This is a genomic window from Parabacteroides sp. PM6-13 (genome assembly GCF_029892605.1).
Classification (GTDB): domain Bacteria; phylum Bacteroidota; class Bacteroidia; order Bacteroidales; family Tannerellaceae; genus QVMG01.
Map to the genome: position 1 here is coordinate 216,674 of NZ_JARXWF010000004.1, position 15,920 is coordinate 232,593.

The window sequence follows — 15,920 nt, forward strand, 5'->3', positions numbered from 1 at the left end:
TACAACTTATTACTGATAAATAAACATTTAAATTATACAAAAATGGCAGATTTGAAAGCTTTTGCTGAACAATTAGTAAACTTGACTGTAAAAGAAGTGAGCGAACTCGCTACTATCCTGAAAGAAGAGTACGGTATCGAACCTGCTGCTGCAGCTGTTGCTGTTGCAGGTCCTGCAGCCGCTGCTGCTCCGGCAGAAGAAGAAAAAACCTCTTTCGACGTAGTATTGAAAGCTGCGGGCGCTAACAAATTAGCGATCGTTAAATTAGTAAAAGAACTGACTGGTCTTGGCTTGAAAGAAGCAAAAGACTTAGTTGACGGTGCTCCTAGCCCTATCAAAGAAGGTATGGCGAAAGCAGACGCAGAAGGATTAAAGAAAAGCTTAGAAGAAGCAGGAGCAGAAGTTGAGCTTAAATAAAATTCATAGCCTGTTAAACAGGATAGTGGTTAAGAGTCTGCGATCAAAAGGAGACTCTTAACCTTTTTGCGTCTATATTTTCATTAAGTTCAATAAAATCCTTACAAATGTCTTCAGCAACTGACAAACAAAGAGTTAACTTCGCTTCGATCAAGAATCCACTGCCTTATCCGGATTTTCTCGAAGTACAATTGAAGTCATTCCAAGACTTTCTACAACTTGACACAGCTCCGGAAAAACGTAAGAAGGAGGGATTATATAAAGTATTTGCAGAGAATTTTCCTATCGCAGATACCCGAAATAATTTCGTGTTAGAGTTTTTAGACTACTACATTGATCCGCCCCGTTACACCATCGAAGAGTGTATCGCCAGGGGATTAACCTATAGTGTTCCATTAAAAGCTAAGTTAAAACTGTATTGTACAGACCCGGATCACGAAGATTTCGACACCGTTATCCAGGATGTATATTTGGGGCCTATCCCATACATGACAGAAAGAGGAACCTTTGTTATCAATGGAGCTGAACGCGTTGTCGTTTCGCAGTTGCATCGTTCTCCCGGCGTATTCTTCGGGCAAAGCACGCATGCGAACGGAACCAAACTGTATTCAGCCCGTATTATCCCGTTTAAAGGATCCTGGATCGAATTCGCTACAGACATCAACAATGTCATGTATGCTTATATCGACCGTAAAAAGAAATTGCCAGTAACTACCCTTTTGAGAGCTATCGGTTTTGAAAGCGATAAAGATATTCTCGAAATATTCAATCTGGCGGAAGAGGTTAAAGTAACGAAGACAAACCTGAAAAAACTTATCGGACGTAAGTTGGCAGCTCGTGTACTGAAAACCTGGGTAGAAGACTTTGTGGATGAAGATACCGGTGAAGTGGTTTCTATTGAACGTAATGATGTTATCATCGATCGTGAATCTATTCTGGATCAGGATAACATCGAAGAAATTCTCGAATCGGGAACACAACATATCTTATTGCATCGGGAAGATCAGAATCTCTCCGACTATGCTATTATATATAACACACTGCAAAAAGACCCGAGTAACTCGGAAAAAGAAGCCGTATTATACATTTACCGACAACTGCGTAATGCGGATCCGGCTGATGACACCAGTGCTCGTGAAGTAATCACCAATCTGTTCTTCTCCGAAAAACGCTATGACCTGGGAGAAGTAGGCCGTTATCGTATTAATAAGAAATTAGGCCTTTCTACTAGTGACGACGTAAAGGTACTGACCAAGGAGGATATCATTGAAATCATCAAATACCTGATTGAGTTGATCAATTCAAAGGCGATTGTAGATGATATCGACCACTTGAGTAACCGTCGCGTACGTACAGTGGGTGAACAGTTATACAATCAATTCGGTATCGGATTGGCACGTATGTCACGTACGGTTCGTGAACGTATGAACGTTCGCGATAATGAGGTATTTACACCGATCGACCTGATCAATGCGAAGACGATCTCTTCTGTTGTCAACTCTTTCTTCGGAACAAATGCCTTGTCGCAGTTTATGGACCAGACCAATCCGTTGGCTGAGATCACACACAAACGTCGTCTGTCGGCATTAGGACCGGGTGGTCTTTCTCGTGAGCGTGCCGGTTTCGAGGTGCGTGACGTGCACTATACACATTATGGTCGTCTTTGTCCGATTGAAACTCCGGAAGGACCGAATATCGGTTTGATCTCCTCTCTTTGTGTATATGCCAAGATCAATGACCTCGGCTTTATTGCCACGCCTTATCGTAATGTAACAGACGGAAAGGTAGACTTCTCAGAAGAAGGATTACAATATTATACAGCCGAAGAGGAAGAAAAGTTGACCATTGCCCAGGGAAATGCTCCATTGGATGCGAAAGGTCGCTTTATCCGTGACAAGGTAAAATCACGCTTGGAAGCTGACTTCCCGGTTGTGTCACCTGCCGAAGTCGACTTGATGGACGTATCTCCTACACAGATTGCCTCTATTGCTGCCTCCTTGATTCCGTTCCTGGAACATGACGACGCGAACCGTGCGTTGATGGGATCGAACATGATGCGCCAGGCAGTTCCTTTGTTGCATGCAGATGCTCCGATTGTAGGTACCGGTATTGAGCAACAGGTTGCACGCGACTCACGTACTCAAATCGTTGCCGAACGCGAAGGAGAAGTGGTTTTTGTAGATGCAACAACTATTAAGATAAAATATGACCGTACCGAAGATGAAGACTTCGTGAGCTTCGACGATGCGGTTAAAACCTATATTATACCGAAGTGGAGAAAGACAAACCAAAGCACCACCGTTGACTTGCATCCTATTTGCAAAGTCGGACAACGGGTTGTTGCGGGTGATGTGCTCACGGAAGGGTATTCTACACAAAACGGCGAGTTAGCACTCGGACGTAATGTGATGGTTGCTTACATGCCTTGGAAAGGGTACAACTACGAGGATGCGATCGTATTGAACGAACGCATGGTACGTGAAGACTTCTTTACCTCTGTGCATGTAGACGAATATATCCTTGAGGTACGCGAAACAAAACGCGGTATGGAAGAATTGACTTCTGATATCCCGAATGTGAGCGAAGAGGCAACAAAAGACCTGGATGAAAGAGGTATTGTTCGCATCGGAGCGCGTATCGAACCGGGAGACATCCTGATTGGTAAGATTACTCCGAAAGGGGAGTCCGATCCTTCTCCGGAAGAGAAACTGCTTCGTGCTATCTTCGGTGATAAAGCCGGAGATGTCAAAGATGCCTCATTAAAAGCGACTCCTTCGTTGCGAGGAGTGGTAATCGATACGGCTCTCTTCTCAAAAGCGGTTAAGAAACGTAAGTCTCGTTTGACTGACAAAGCGATTCTGCCTAAGCTGGATGAAGAGTACGACACCAAATTGGCGGAACTGAAAGGCAAATTGGTTGAAAAGCTACTTGTATTGACCAATGGCAAGACCTCCCAGGGCGTGAAAGACTTCATGAACGTGGAAGTGGTAACCAAAGGCAACAAGTTCACCCGCAAAGTGCTGGAAGACCTTGATTACAACGCCGTTCAGGTGAGCAAATGGACAGCCGACGAGCAAAAGAACGAATTGATCAAACAGGTTATTCTGAACTATTTGAGAAAGTTCAAAGAATTGGATGCCGAACTGAGACGTAAGAAATTTGACCTTACGATTGGTGATGAGCTCCCGACAGGTATTGTTCAGATGGCAAAAGTATATATTGCCAAAAAACGTAAGATCCAGGTGGGAGATAAAATGGCAGGACGCCATGGTAATAAAGGTATCGTATCGAAGATCGTCCGTCAGGAAGATATGCCGTTCCTCGAAGATGGAACACCGGTAGATATCTGTTTGAACCCGCTGGGGGTACCTTCCCGTATGAACCTCGGACAGATATTCGAAGCGGTACTGGGATGGGCCGGACGTAAGCTGGATACGAAATTCGCTACGCCGATCTTCGACGGTGCGTCACTCGACGATTTGAACGACTGGACAGACAAAGCCGGCATTCCTCGTTACGGAAAGACCTATCTGTATGATGGTGGAACCGGAGAACGATTCGACCAACCGGCGACAGTAGGTGTTACTTACTTCCTGAAACTGGGTCACATGGTTGACGACAAGATGCACGCGCGTTCCATCGGACCGTACTCTTTGATTACCCAGCAGCCATTGGGAGGTAAAGCTCAATTCGGGGGACAACGTTTCGGAGAAATGGAAGTTTGGGCGCTTGAAGCATTCGGCGCTGCTCATATCCTGCAGGAAATTCTGACCATTAAGTCGGACGACGTTGTCGGACGTTCCAAAGCATACGAAGCGATTGTGAAAGGAGAACCTATGCCACAGCCGGGTATTCCTGAATCACTCAACGTATTGCTCCACGAACTTCGCGGTCTTGGCTTGAGTTTTACGCTGGACTAATTATCAATGCTCAATTATCAATTCTCAATTAGAAGAATATGGCTTTTAGAAAAGAAAATAAAATAAAGAGTAACTTTTCAAAGATCACAATCGGTTTAGCTTCTCCGGAAGAGATTCTTGAGAACTCGAGTGGTGAAGTCCTGAAACCGGAGACGATCAACTACCGTACCTATAAACCCGAACGTGATGGTTTGTTCTGCGAACGCATCTTCGGCCCGATCAAAGACTACGAATGCCATTGCGGTAAATACAAACGTATCCGCTATAAAGGGATTGTCTGCGACCGTTGTGGTGTGGAAGTTACTGAAAAGAAAGTACGTCGTGAACGTATGGGACATATCCATTTGGTCGTGCCGGTGGCACACATCTGGTATTTCCGTTCACTGCCCAATAAAATCGGTTACCTGTTAGGCGTGCCTACCAAGAAACTTGATTCTATCATCTATTACGAACGCTATGTCGTTATCCAGCCGGGTAGTGTAGACACCGTTGCCGAATTGGATCTTTTGTCGGAAGAAGAATATCTGGATATTGTAGATAGTCTGCCAAAGGAAAACCAACTGCTCGACGACACTGATCCGAACAAATTCATTGCGAAAATCGGAGCCGAAGCGGTGTACGATCTGTTGCAACGTCTTGATTTGGATGCTCTCTCTTACGACCTGCGTCACCGTGCCAGCACAGATACTTCGCAACAGCGCAAAAACGAAGCCCTCAAACGCCTGCAGGTGGTTGAGTCGTTCCGCGCGTCGCGCAACCGGAACAAACCGGAATGGATGATCGTAAAGGTCGTTCCCGTTATTCCGCCTGAGCTGCGTCCGTTGGTACCACTGGATGGTGGACGTTTTGCAACCTCCGACTTGAACGACCTTTATCGTCGTGTGATTATCCGTAACAACCGTCTGAAACGACTGATCGATATCAAAGCGCCGGAAGTGATTCTGCGTAATGAAAAACGTATGTTGCAAGAGGCTGTCGATTCATTGTTCGACAACTCACGCAAATCGAGCGCGGTGAAGACAGACGCTAACCGTCCGTTGAAATCACTCTCCGACAGCTTGAAAGGTAAACAGGGACGTTTCCGTCAGAACCTGCTCGGTAAACGTGTGGACTACTCAGCCCGTTCGGTAATCGTGGTAGGTCCGGAATTAAAAATGCATGAATGTGGTCTGCCTAAAAACATGGCAGCCGAACTTTATAAACCATTCGTTATCCGTAAACTGATCGAACGCGGTATCGTGAAAACGGTGAAATCCGCTAAGAAGATCGTCGACCGGAAAGAAGCGGTGGTATGGGATATTCTGGAATATGTAATGAAAGGACATCCGGTGCTTCTGAACCGTGCCCCGACATTGCACCGTTTAGGAATCCAGGCTTTCCAACCCAAATTGATCGAAGGAAAAGCTATTCAGCTTCACCCGTTGGCTTGTACGGCGTTCAACGCCGACTTCGACGGTGACCAGATGGCTGTTCACTTGCCCTTAGGCAATGAAGCCGTATTGGAAGCGCAAATGTTGATGCTGGCATCGCATAATATCCTTAACCCGGCCAATGGAGCGCCGATCACCGTACCTTCTCAGGATATGGTTTTGGGACTCTATTATATCACCAAACTGCGTAAAGGAGCCAAAGGCGAAGGCCTTACGTTCTACGGACCGGAAGAGGCAACCATTGCCTACAATGAAGGCAAAGTGGGTATCCATGCCCCGATCAAAGTATATGTACAAAACATAGACAGCGAAGGCAACTCGGTTCGCGAAATGATTGAAACCTCAGTAGGTCGCCTGATGGTGAACGAGTTTGTTCCCGAAGAGGTAGGTTATGTCAACGAGATCCTGGGTAAGAAATCACTGCGTGACATCATTGGTAAAGTGATCAAAACATGTGGTGTGGCTCGTACGGCTCAGTTCCTTGACGACATCAAGCACCTGGGTTACCAGATGGCATTCAAGGGTGGTCTGTCGTTCAACCTGGCCGACGTATTGATCCCCGAAGAAAAAGAGACATTGGTTGCCGAAGGAGACGAGGAAGTAGCACAGATCCTGGCCAACTACAATATGGGATTCATCACCTTCAACGAACGTTATAACCAGATCATCGATACCTGGACCCACGTTAACAGCAAGCTCTCTAATATCCTTATTAAGAAGCTGGCCGACGACAACGATGGATTCAACTCGGTTTATATGATGATGGACTCCGGTGCTCGTGGATCGAAAGAACAGATCCGTCAGCTGTCCGGTATGCGTGGATTGATGGCGAAACCGCAAAAGAGCGGCTCCGATGGTGGACAGATTATTGAGAACCCGATTCTTTCTAACTTTAAAGAAGGGTTGTCGGTGCTCGAGTACTTTATCTCTACTCACGGTGCCCGTAAAGGTTTGGCCGATACGGCATTGAAAACGGCTGACGCCGGTTACCTGACCCGTCGTCTGGTGGACGTATCACACGATGTGATCATCAACGAAGAGGACTGCGGTACGCTGCGTGGCTTGGTTTGTACAGAATTGAAAAATAACGAAGAGGTAATCGCCTCTTTATACGAACGTATACTCGGACGTGTCTCTGTTCACGACATTCAACATCCGCTGACCGGCGAGATCATTGTCAATGCCGGAGAAGAGATCCGCGAAGATGCTGCCGATAAGATCCAGAACTCTCCGATCGAGAGTGTTGAGATCCGCTCGGTACTTACCTGTGAATCGAAGAAAGGGGTGTGTGCCAAATGTTACGGACGTAACCTGGCTACCGGCCAAATGGTTCAGAAAGGGGAAGTGGTCGGTGTTATTGCCGCCCAGTCTATCGGTGAACCGGGAACACAGCTGACACTGCGTACGTTCCACGTTGGGGGTATTGCTTCCAATATTGCTACGGAAAACAGCATTGTTTCTAAATACGATGGTATTCTTGAAATTGATGAACTTCGCGCCGTTGATGCCGAAGATGCGACAGGCAAGAAGCACCAGGTAGTCGTTAGCCGTTTGGCTGAAATGCGCATTGTCGATCAGAACACCAACATCGTCCTGTTGACACACAATATTCCTTACGGTTCTAAACTCTTCTTCAAGAGTGGTGACAAGGTGAAAAAGGGAGACGCCATCATTGAATGGGACCCGTTCAACGCCGTTATCGTATCGGAAGTATCCGGTAAGGTGGAATTTGAAAACGTGATCGAGGGTAACACCTTCAAGGTTGAAAGCGATGAAACGACCGGTTTGAAAGAAAAGATCATCATCGAATCGAAAGATAAAACAAAGGCTCCTGCTGCCCACATTGTGGACGAGAACGGCAACCATCTGAAGAACTACTCTTTGCCGCTGGGATCTCACGTGATTATCGAAGAGGGCGATATGATCAAGGCCGGTGAAGTATTGGTGAAAATACCTCGCGCTGTTGGTAAGACAGGTGACATCACCGGAGGTCTTCCACGTGTAACCGAGTTGTTCGAAGCGCGTAACCCGTCTAACCCGGCTGTCGTATCTGAAATCGACGGTGAAGTTGGATTTGGTAAGATCAAACGTGGTAATCGTGAAATCATGGTAACCTCTAAGCTGGGTGAAGTGAAGAAATACATGGTGCCACTGTCTAAGCAATTGCTTGTTCAGGAAAACGACTATATCCGCGCGGGTATGCCGTTGTCCGATGGTGCTATCACGCCTTCCGACATTCTGGCGATCAAGGGTCCGACGGCTGTTCAGGAATATATTGTGAACGAAGTACAGGACGTATATCGTCTGCAGGGTGTGAAGATCAACGACAAACACTTCGAAGTAATTGTTCGTCAGATGATGCGCAAGGTAGAAGTTGTCGATCCGGGAGATACCCGCTTCCTCGAACAACAGGTGGTTGACAAACTGGATGTTATGGAAGAGAACGACCGTATCTGGGGCAAGAAAGTGGTGCTCGACGCGGGCGATTCACAGACCATGCACGCCGGACAGATCGTTACCGCCCGTAAGCTGCGCGATGAAAACAGTATGTTGAAACGCCGTGACCTGAAACTGGTAGAGGTGCGCGATGCCGTTCCGGCAACCGCCAACCAGATCCTGCAGGGTATCACGCGTGCCGCACTGCAAACCACCAGCTTTATGTCGGCTGCTTCCTTCCAGGAAACAACCAAGGTATTGAACGAAGCTGCTATCAACGGTAAAGTAGACCGCTTGGAAGGCTTGAAAGAAAACGTGATTTGCGGTCACCTGATCCCGGCTGGTACCGGACAGCGTGAGTTCGACAAATTGGTTGTCGGAGCCAAAGATGAATTCGACCGCATTTTTGCTAACCGCAAAAACGTTGTAGACTTCAGCGCTATCGAAGACGAAGACTAATCAGACTCAGAGACATCTCCTATATAAAAAGGCTATCGAAACGATTCGGTAGCCTTTTTTTTGCATTAACCCCGTACATAACTATGAAATAAAATATCTTTGATGCAACTATTCTTCTTCTATTTTCATCAAAGAGATAGTGAGCATAAGTACTTATGAAAGAACAGCAGTTGATTGACGGATGCAGACGAGGTGAATCATGGGCTCGTAAAGAATTATACGAGATCTATGCTCCTCTCATGATGAGCGTTTGTATGCGTTACGTCAACAACCGTGAAACGGCTCGTGACCTGCTTCAGGATGGATTTATAAAAGTATTCACCAAATTCGGAGAGTATGCGGGAAGAGGAGCCTTAGGTGCCTGGATGCGCCGGGTGTTCGTGACGACGGCCCTGGAGTATCTTCGAACAACGGACGCGTTGAAACTCAGTGTGAATATCGATGATGCCGCCATTCACCCCGTGCAGACGGATGAATCGGCCTTAGACCGCCTGTCGACCGAAGAATTGATGCGATGCGTTGCTCAATTGCCGGATGGCTACCGGACGGTATTCAATATGTATGCCATTGAAGGATTTTCGCATAAGGAGATCGCTCAGATACTCGGCGTAAGCGAGATTACCTCGCGCACACAGTTTATCCGGGCACGGAATGCCTTACAGAAAAGTGTACTTTCTTTAATCGATAAAGATCATGTCAGACAAAGCAAAACATAACGATTCGCCGGATCTGTTCAGTAGTTATCTGAAAAGAAGGCTGGAAGATCACCGGATGCCGGTTGAACCGGATCTCTGGGAGAGCTTGGAGTCGCGCCTGAACGAAAGGAAAAAGGGACGGACAGGCTGGATCATCGGGCTGTTGGCAGCTGCTTTGCTGACGGGCGCTCTCTGGATCTTCTTTCCGCAGACGGAGAATGGAGAGGCGGTTCCTGTGTTGGCCGAACAGCCAAAAACGGAATCATCGACTCCCGAGACGACAACGGCAGAGGTGATCGAAGAAACGATGGATGTTTCCGGTGAAGAGAAAAGCGTTTCTCCCCGGCCGGTCGACCGTTTAGTGGCTGGTGTCACGAAAAAAGAAGAATTAACTGCGCCCCATATCCTTTCAGACGAAGTAGTGGTGGGTGAGGAAGAGCCGATAGCGGTTGAATCTGAGAAAAAGGAGGAACCCGCACCGAAGAAAAAAGAGACCAACAAGAGAGCGCCTACGCCCGAGCGGGAACAAACGGAACATCGATTCACCTCTCCCCGGGAGACCGGGCGAAAAAAGAGGGAGGGCAACTGGCTGGTGGCCGCGGTAGTGGGCACCGGACAGAATGGATCGCTTAGCTTTCTTTCCACCGAGAATAACTCACCTCAACTGGATTTCAGCAACGGAGGCGGTATTCCCATTCCCAGTCATCCGGCATTCAACGACAACGTCGACGCGGACGATTTTGCCAATATCGATTATGCCCTGCCGCTCTCGTTCGGGATAATCACCCGCATTCCTTTCAACCGGATATGGGCCATGGAAACAGGCTTGGTCTACACCTATCTTTCGACCAAGATGTCAGGACACCAAGGCCGCTTATTGGAAAGCCAGCTGGAGCTTCATTACCTGGGCATACCGATCAATCTGGTGGCCAATGTATGGAACTGGGGACGATGGAATGCCTATCTGTCGGGCGGGGTGATGATCGAGAAGGGGCTTAACTCCATCTATACCGAAAAAAGAATCTATGGCAATCGGATCGAAAACATCACCGGACGGACACGGATCAGTGGCGTGCAATGGTCGCTAAATGGAGCCGTAGGTCTCTCCTACCGCTTCTATAACAACTGGAGCCTGTATGGCGAACCGAAAATCTATTATTATTTTGACAACAATCAACCGATCAGCACCCGCACGGATAAGCCATTTGGTTTCGGGATAGGCGCCGGGGTGAGGTATCAGTTTTGAGTTTACAATAAACTTATAATTAAAATGAATATGAAACGAATCAGTTTTATTGCAGTAGCCCTATTGGCCGCTCTGTTGAGCAGTTGCAGCGATATGGTGAAAGAGCGTGTTGAATACATGATAAACGAACCGCTCTTTATTTCGACGACCGAGTTTCGTTCGTCGGTCAAGGTGACCACCCGGTCGGAAGCGATTGAAGAACATGGAAAGATGTGTTTCTACAATGGCTATTTGTATATCTCGGAACCCGAAAAAGGGATTCATATTATTGACAACACGAATCCAGCCAAGCCCCAATCGGTTGGTTTTATCGAATTAATGGGGAATATGGATATCGCGGTGCGGAACGATAAATTATATGCCGACAGCTATATCGACCTGGTCTGGTTCGACTTGGCAACTCCCTCCCAACCCGAATATATCGGCCGGTTAGAAGGTGTTTTCCCGGATGCCCTGCCTGTGATCGATAATGAATTCGGGTATGATTATTCTCTTTGTAACCCCTCAACGACGGGCAATACCCAAATCGTTGTCGGTTGGAAACTGACTCAACGGTCAGAAGAGGTAGAATACTATCGTTATAATAATAACAGGCCTATGGCAGACAGTTCTGTCAATTACTCCAGCGCAAGCGGAGGAGGCATGACCAATGGCGTCAATGGTTCTATGTCGCGCTTTGGGCTCTATCAGGATTATCTGTATGCGGTGATCGAGAACTACATGGCGATTTTCGACCTCTCGGGCGATCAGCCCAAAAAGGCGGTGGAGAGTATCCCGGTCGATTGGAGTGTTGAGACGATTTTTCCCTATAAAGATTGTCTCTTTTTGGGCACGCCTACGGGCATGAGTATCTATTCGGTGGCCGATCCATTGAAGCCGGAGCGCATGTCGACAGTTAGCCATGTGTTCGGATGCGACCCGGTAGTGGTGGAAAATGACCTGGCTTATGTGACGATCCATTCCGGTAACTGGTGCGGACAAAACAACAATGAACTGATGATTATCGACGTGAGCGATGTGCGCTCACCCCGTCATATCGTGACCTACAATATGAAAAAGCCCAAAGGATTGGGCATCGACAACGGCACGCTTTTCCTTTGTGATGATGGCTTGCAGATATTTAAGGTGGGCGATCCGCAACAACTGATGGCCAACCGACTGGTGCATTACGCCGGCATGGAGGGATACGATGTGATCCCGTTTGATAATATCTTGATGATGATTGCCGATGATGGCTTGTATCAGTATGACTACACCCATCTCGATAAGATCACGAAACTAAGTAAGATCGCCTTCAAATAAGCGATATAAACACAACAAAAAAACCGGTTCCTTTTGGGAAACCGGTTTTTTTATGCTCTTCCTCTTGGACTTGAACCAAGGACCCTCTGATTAACAGTCAGATGCTCTAACCAACTGAGCTAAGGAAGAATGTAAGCTGTTCGTCAAACTCCTTTTTTGAACGGCGATGCAAAGGTAAATCTTATTTTTATATCTGCAAATTTTTTACCAAAAAATGATACCTGCAACTGTAGTTATTTCCATCGATCTCTTTTGAGCCGTGACAGTTTTGTATTTATTGCGTCACGCTAATCGGCCTCGAAGAGGTCGGATTAAAAAGCGAGAAAAAAATTCTCACCCGCGTGAGAAAAAATTCTCATGCGGGTGAGAATAAAAAAAGAGGCTTATCAACGTGACGCATCTTCGACACCGAGGGCTGGTTATCATACCGAAAACTTTTTTTACGCTTTTCTTCTTTGAAAATGTAACAAAACATGTGACTTCTCTGTAATGATGCGGTGTTTAAGCTGTCCGAAACTACAAAATCCGTATAAATTCCGTTAGGATTTGACGTAAAAAGACTCAAAAAAGAGGCATTTTTTTGGATTTGAAACAATGTTTTTCTGATTTGCAACATCCATCGAAGCTTTTCTCTTCATATTTGCAACATGTTTCAACCGGATAAATAACGTATATCATGGAATGCAGAAATAATTACTGTTGGGTCTATATAGACAGAGAAAAAGGAGCCGACAATCCTTTATATATAAGGTATGCGGAAACATTTTCTCAGGTGTTGCAAGAAAGTGGCGGTCATGAGCTCCTCTATTTCGAACAATTCGACTCCCTGGATGAAGGATTGGCACACAAGCAACTGCTAAACAAACTGAGTAACAGAATACTGCAACATACGATAAGTTATTATAATCCGGCTTTTCGGGACTTGCATGAAGATTTTCTCCTATGTAGACACTTTTAAGGTGAAGCAAAGAGTTGTTTAACGTTAAAAAGATGCTTCACTAACCCCTCACTATATATACCCCCCCTCTAACGGAACTTAAAGAGTACCCCCACTCTTTAGAGTTCCGTTATTTTTTTGTTGAAATCGCGGATCGCCCCGGATGCTGTATCCGCAGAAGACTTATCTTTGTCTTTGTTTTGCTAAATAGGACATCCCTTGTACGCTTTGTTTTATAACAAGGGAAAATCATTTTGGTATTTTTAACGGATGTTTTTTTAGAAAACAATGCAGCGTTTCCAGATTTACTAACATCATACTATTTGTATGGCCTCTGCGGAGGAAGTGATGGCACAACTGAATGGACGAGAAACAACTGATAGAGAGTTGTAGGAAGGGAAACAGACGGGCTCAGAAAGAGCTCTACGAGACATATTCCCGCAAGATGTTGGGAGTTTGCCTGCGCTACGTAAGCGACAGGGAGACCGCCCGCGATTTGCTTCAGGATGGTTTCGTAAAAGTGTTTACCAGTCTGGAGTCCTATACCGGTGCCGGCTCCTTCGAAGGGTGGATGCGAAAGATCTTTGTTAATAATGCGTTGGAATATCTAAGGCGATCAGATGTATTGCGGGAATCGACGGATCTCGATAACACGGCGGAGTTAGCCTCTGCCGACAATACGGTGATATCAGCCATGACAGCCGGTGAATTAATGCAATTAGTGCATGAATTGCCGGTAGGTTTTCGTACGGTATTCAACTTGTTTGCGATCGAGGGCTATTCGCATAAAGAGATCGGGGATACGCTCGGCATAACAGAAAGCACCTCCCGCTCGCAATATACCCGTGCCAAGCAAATATTGCAACGTAAGATTAATGAATTATTTGAAACAAATGTACATGAACGATAAAGAGAGAGATAGTATAGATGATCTGTTCCGGTCGAAATTATATGATTTTGAAGCCGAAACGGTAGACAGCAATTGGGAGGCCATTGCAGGCAGACTCCCCGGGGGAAGAAGCATTCCCTTCTACCGGAAAGCCGGGGCATGGACAGCGGCTGCTGTGGCGGCCATCCTGTTGACTATCAGCACCCTGTTTATGTTTGACACGGAAGAGGTTCCGCCGCAGATCGCTCAAGAGATAGAACGCCAGACAGAAGAGGTCAAAGCGCGCATGGAGCAAGGCATTGATGCCATTCCGGAAACTGATTATACCACGCAGAGCAAACCGGTTACCCAGCCGGTGCTGGCTAAACATAAAATCGAAAAGAGAAAAACAGAAAATAAAACGAGAGAGATTTTCCCTGTTGGGAAAAGTGATGAGGATCAAGAGTTGAAAACAATAGGTGTTAGTGATGATGAACGGAAGGTTTCGGAAGCCACCAGTGAAGTGGACAAGCAGCGTGAAGAGGTGGCTTCGAAATCTCCTGGCAACAAAGAAGAGAACACCCCTACCCTTTTAGCCGATGCGGCAACCCGCCCGGCTGAAAAAGAAAAAGCACCCCGTCGTTGGGGCTTTGGCATGGGAGCAGGTGGTGTCTCGGTAGGTGCCAGCAATTCGGTTCCGAGTTATATGGTGAGCACCATGGGATTGCGCAGCGAGGATCTGATTTTCCTGAATGCCGCGTCAAAAGACAAGCCATTGCCTAAGACCGATATCGACCACAAAAAGCCAATATCTTTCGGGCTCGGCGTCAGTTATTACCTGAACGATCGTTGGTCTTTACAAAGCGGTCTGAATTATTCCTATCTTTCTTCCAACTGGAACACAACGCCGGTAGAAGGCGGTTATCAGGTAAAGGTAAAACAACAACTGCATATGGTCGGTATTCCATTGTCGGTCACCTATAAGATCGCCGAATGGAACCGTTTTATGGTATATGCTTCGGCAGGTGTATTGGCCGAATTAAATGTAGCAGGAACGCAAAAGGGCGAATTGGTACGCGACGTAAACTCCCAGAATGTAACCTGGGACGATAGTAAGAAATCGATACGCATGAAAGAGCCATTACTCTCTGTGAACGCGCGTGCCGGTGTGAGCTATCCGATTCTCCGCTTCTTAAGCGCCTATGGCGAAGTGGGTGCCGGCTATCATTTCGATAATGGCAGCAGCTTTATGAACGAAAAAAGCGATAATCCGATCATCTATTCAGAAAAGCCATTCAATCTGAGTGTGCAGCTTGGGTTCCGCTTGGGATTTTGATGTAAAAAAAATACAAATCACATAATTTATTAACAGTAAAAAAGAAATGAAAAAAATTAAGATGTTGGGAGTAGCCATGATGGCTGCCGTAGTTATGATGCTTACCTCTTGCTTGGGGGACACGAACACTGTAACACAGGGATATGGATTTGGCGTAATCAAGAGTGGCGCTATGTTCAGACCGGTTGCGCAAATGTATGGATGGTGGCCTGTTTATGCTACCGGATTAGAGACGTTGATGACCGGAGATTGCGTTTGGTTAAATTTTGAATATGACACAGCAGACCCGAACAACGCAAATATTGAGACAAACGGATATGCTTATGTTACCCTGTTGACAGAACCGGTTGTATTGGATAAAGGAAGTTTTAATCCGGTAGCTCCTAATTTTGATGAAGCATTACCGAATGAAATAGCCTTACAATATGGTGCTTATGGTCTCGGATCGGCACAGTATTTTGCCGCCGTTGATGACTATCTCTTCCTGACTCCTGTTTTCACCGGAAAAGAAGAGCAGAAAAATAGCTGGCATTTGTATTATGATCCTTCTGCTGAACCCTACATGAAAGACGGCATTAATATCTACACCTTCTATGTACGTGGAATTTTGGAGACAGAGGGTAAAGGAAGTGATAAGGATGTGGCCGACATCTGTCCTTTCTACACCTACACCTATCTGACACAGATCAATGATAAAGAAGCAGATGCAAGCCACAGTCAGTTTGGTCTTGAATTCAAATATGTAAAAGAATTTGACGAAGAAACCGGTGCGCCTGTTTGGGCAGAGGTTACTGATTTCATCAGATTCAAAGCCCAAAAGGCAGCACAATAAGAACAACCATTTCAGCGATAATCGGAGGCGTAACATGGCAGA

General features: G+C 46.3%; 10 protein-coding genes and 1 tRNA gene. 10 read left to right on the plus strand and 1 reads right to left on the minus strand.

All coding sequences use genetic code 11. From position 1 onward, the window contains the following. The first annotated feature begins 42 nt into the window (after positions 1-42). From rplL to M2134_RS05910, 6 genes are all read left to right on the plus strand, one after another. The gene (rplL, locus tag M2134_RS05885) at positions 43-417 is read left to right on the plus strand and encodes a 50S ribosomal protein L7/L12 (protein ID WP_280751029.1); all 375 of its coding nucleotides are present in this window, start codon (positions 43-45) and stop codon (positions 415-417) included. 107 nt (positions 418-524) lie between these two features. Continuing rightward, positions 525-4,337 carry a DNA-directed RNA polymerase subunit beta gene (gene rpoB / locus M2134_RS05890; RefSeq protein WP_280751030.1) on the plus strand — a complete coding sequence of 1,271 codons (3,813 nt, stop codon included), beginning with the start codon at positions 525-527 and terminating at the stop codon, positions 4,335-4,337. A gap of 38 nt (positions 4,338-4,375) precedes the next feature. Next, positions 4,376-8,662 (plus strand): DNA-directed RNA polymerase subunit beta', encoded by a 4,287-nt coding sequence (gene rpoC / locus M2134_RS05895; protein WP_280751031.1) that lies wholly within the window; start codon positions 4,376-4,378, stop codon positions 8,660-8,662. A gap of 155 nt (positions 8,663-8,817) precedes the next feature. Further along, positions 8,818-9,378: a sigma-70 family RNA polymerase sigma factor gene (locus tag M2134_RS05900; RefSeq protein WP_280751032.1), complete on the plus strand. Its 561-nt coding sequence runs from the start codon at positions 8,818-8,820 to the stop codon at positions 9,376-9,378. Further along, positions 9,356-10,603 carry an outer membrane beta-barrel protein gene (locus M2134_RS05905; protein ID WP_280751033.1) on the plus strand — a complete coding sequence of 416 codons (1,248 nt, stop codon included), beginning with the start codon at positions 9,356-9,358 and terminating at the stop codon, positions 10,601-10,603. The genes M2134_RS05900 and M2134_RS05905 overlap by 23 nt, the downstream gene beginning before the upstream one ends. Before the next feature lie 30 nt (positions 10,604-10,633). Next, positions 10,634-11,905 (plus strand): hypothetical protein, encoded by a 1,272-nt coding sequence (locus tag M2134_RS05910; RefSeq protein WP_280751034.1) that lies wholly within the window; start codon positions 10,634-10,636, stop codon positions 11,903-11,905. Between the two features lie 55 nt (positions 11,906-11,960). Here the strand turns inward: M2134_RS05910 and M2134_RS05915 are convergent. Next, positions 11,961-12,034: transfer RNA gene (locus tag M2134_RS05915), tRNA-Asn, on the minus strand. Positions 12,035-12,581: 547 nt separating this feature from the next. Between M2134_RS05915 and M2134_RS05920 the strand changes: the two genes are divergently transcribed. The 4 genes from M2134_RS05920 (at position 12,582) to M2134_RS05935 (ending at position 15,878) form a co-directional block, all read left to right on the plus strand. Beyond that, complete coding sequence (locus M2134_RS05920) at positions 12,582-12,863, plus strand: hypothetical protein (RefSeq protein WP_280751035.1); 282 nt, start codon at positions 12,582-12,584, stop codon at positions 12,861-12,863. 340 nt (positions 12,864-13,203) lie between these two features. After that, positions 13,204-13,752 (plus strand): sigma-70 family RNA polymerase sigma factor, encoded by a 549-nt coding sequence (locus M2134_RS05925; RefSeq protein WP_280751036.1) that lies wholly within the window; start codon positions 13,204-13,206, stop codon positions 13,750-13,752. Continuing rightward, complete coding sequence (locus tag M2134_RS05930; protein WP_280751037.1) at positions 13,742-15,046, plus strand: outer membrane beta-barrel protein; 1,305 nt, start codon at positions 13,742-13,744, stop codon at positions 15,044-15,046. The genes M2134_RS05925 and M2134_RS05930 overlap by 11 nt, the downstream gene beginning before the upstream one ends. A gap of 46 nt (positions 15,047-15,092) precedes the next feature. Continuing rightward, positions 15,093-15,878 carry a hypothetical protein gene (locus tag M2134_RS05935; protein ID WP_280751038.1) on the plus strand — a complete coding sequence of 262 codons (786 nt, stop codon included), beginning with the start codon at positions 15,093-15,095 and terminating at the stop codon, positions 15,876-15,878. Positions 15,879-15,920 lie beyond the last annotated feature (42 nt).

What these genes read in the sequence shown, in the direction of transcription:
- rplL (WP_280751029.1), top strand. Translation starts at nt 43, where the DNA reads ATGGCAGATTTGAAAGCTTTTGCTGAACAATTAGTAAACTTGACTGTA.
- rpoB (WP_280751030.1), top strand. Translation starts at nt 525, where the DNA reads ATGTCTTCAGCAACTGACAAACAAAGAGTTAACTTCGCTTCGATCAAG.
- rpoC (WP_280751031.1), top strand. Translation starts at nt 4,376, where the DNA reads ATGGCTTTTAGAAAAGAAAATAAAATAAAGAGTAACTTTTCAAAGATC.
- M2134_RS05900 (WP_280751032.1), top strand. Translation starts at nt 8,818, where the DNA reads ATGAAAGAACAGCAGTTGATTGACGGATGCAGACGAGGTGAATCATGG.
- M2134_RS05905 (WP_280751033.1), top strand. Translation starts at nt 9,356, where the DNA reads ATGTCAGACAAAGCAAAACATAACGATTCGCCGGATCTGTTCAGTAGT.
- M2134_RS05910 (WP_280751034.1), top strand. Translation starts at nt 10,634, where the DNA reads ATGAAACGAATCAGTTTTATTGCAGTAGCCCTATTGGCCGCTCTGTTG.
- M2134_RS05920 (WP_280751035.1), top strand. Translation starts at nt 12,582, where the DNA reads ATGGAATGCAGAAATAATTACTGTTGGGTCTATATAGACAGAGAAAAA.
- M2134_RS05925 (WP_280751036.1), top strand. Translation starts at nt 13,204, where the DNA reads ATGGACGAGAAACAACTGATAGAGAGTTGTAGGAAGGGAAACAGACGG.
- M2134_RS05930 (WP_280751037.1), top strand. Translation starts at nt 13,742, where the DNA reads ATGAACGATAAAGAGAGAGATAGTATAGATGATCTGTTCCGGTCGAAA.
- M2134_RS05935 (WP_280751038.1), top strand. Translation starts at nt 15,093, where the DNA reads ATGAAAAAAATTAAGATGTTGGGAGTAGCCATGATGGCTGCCGTAGTT.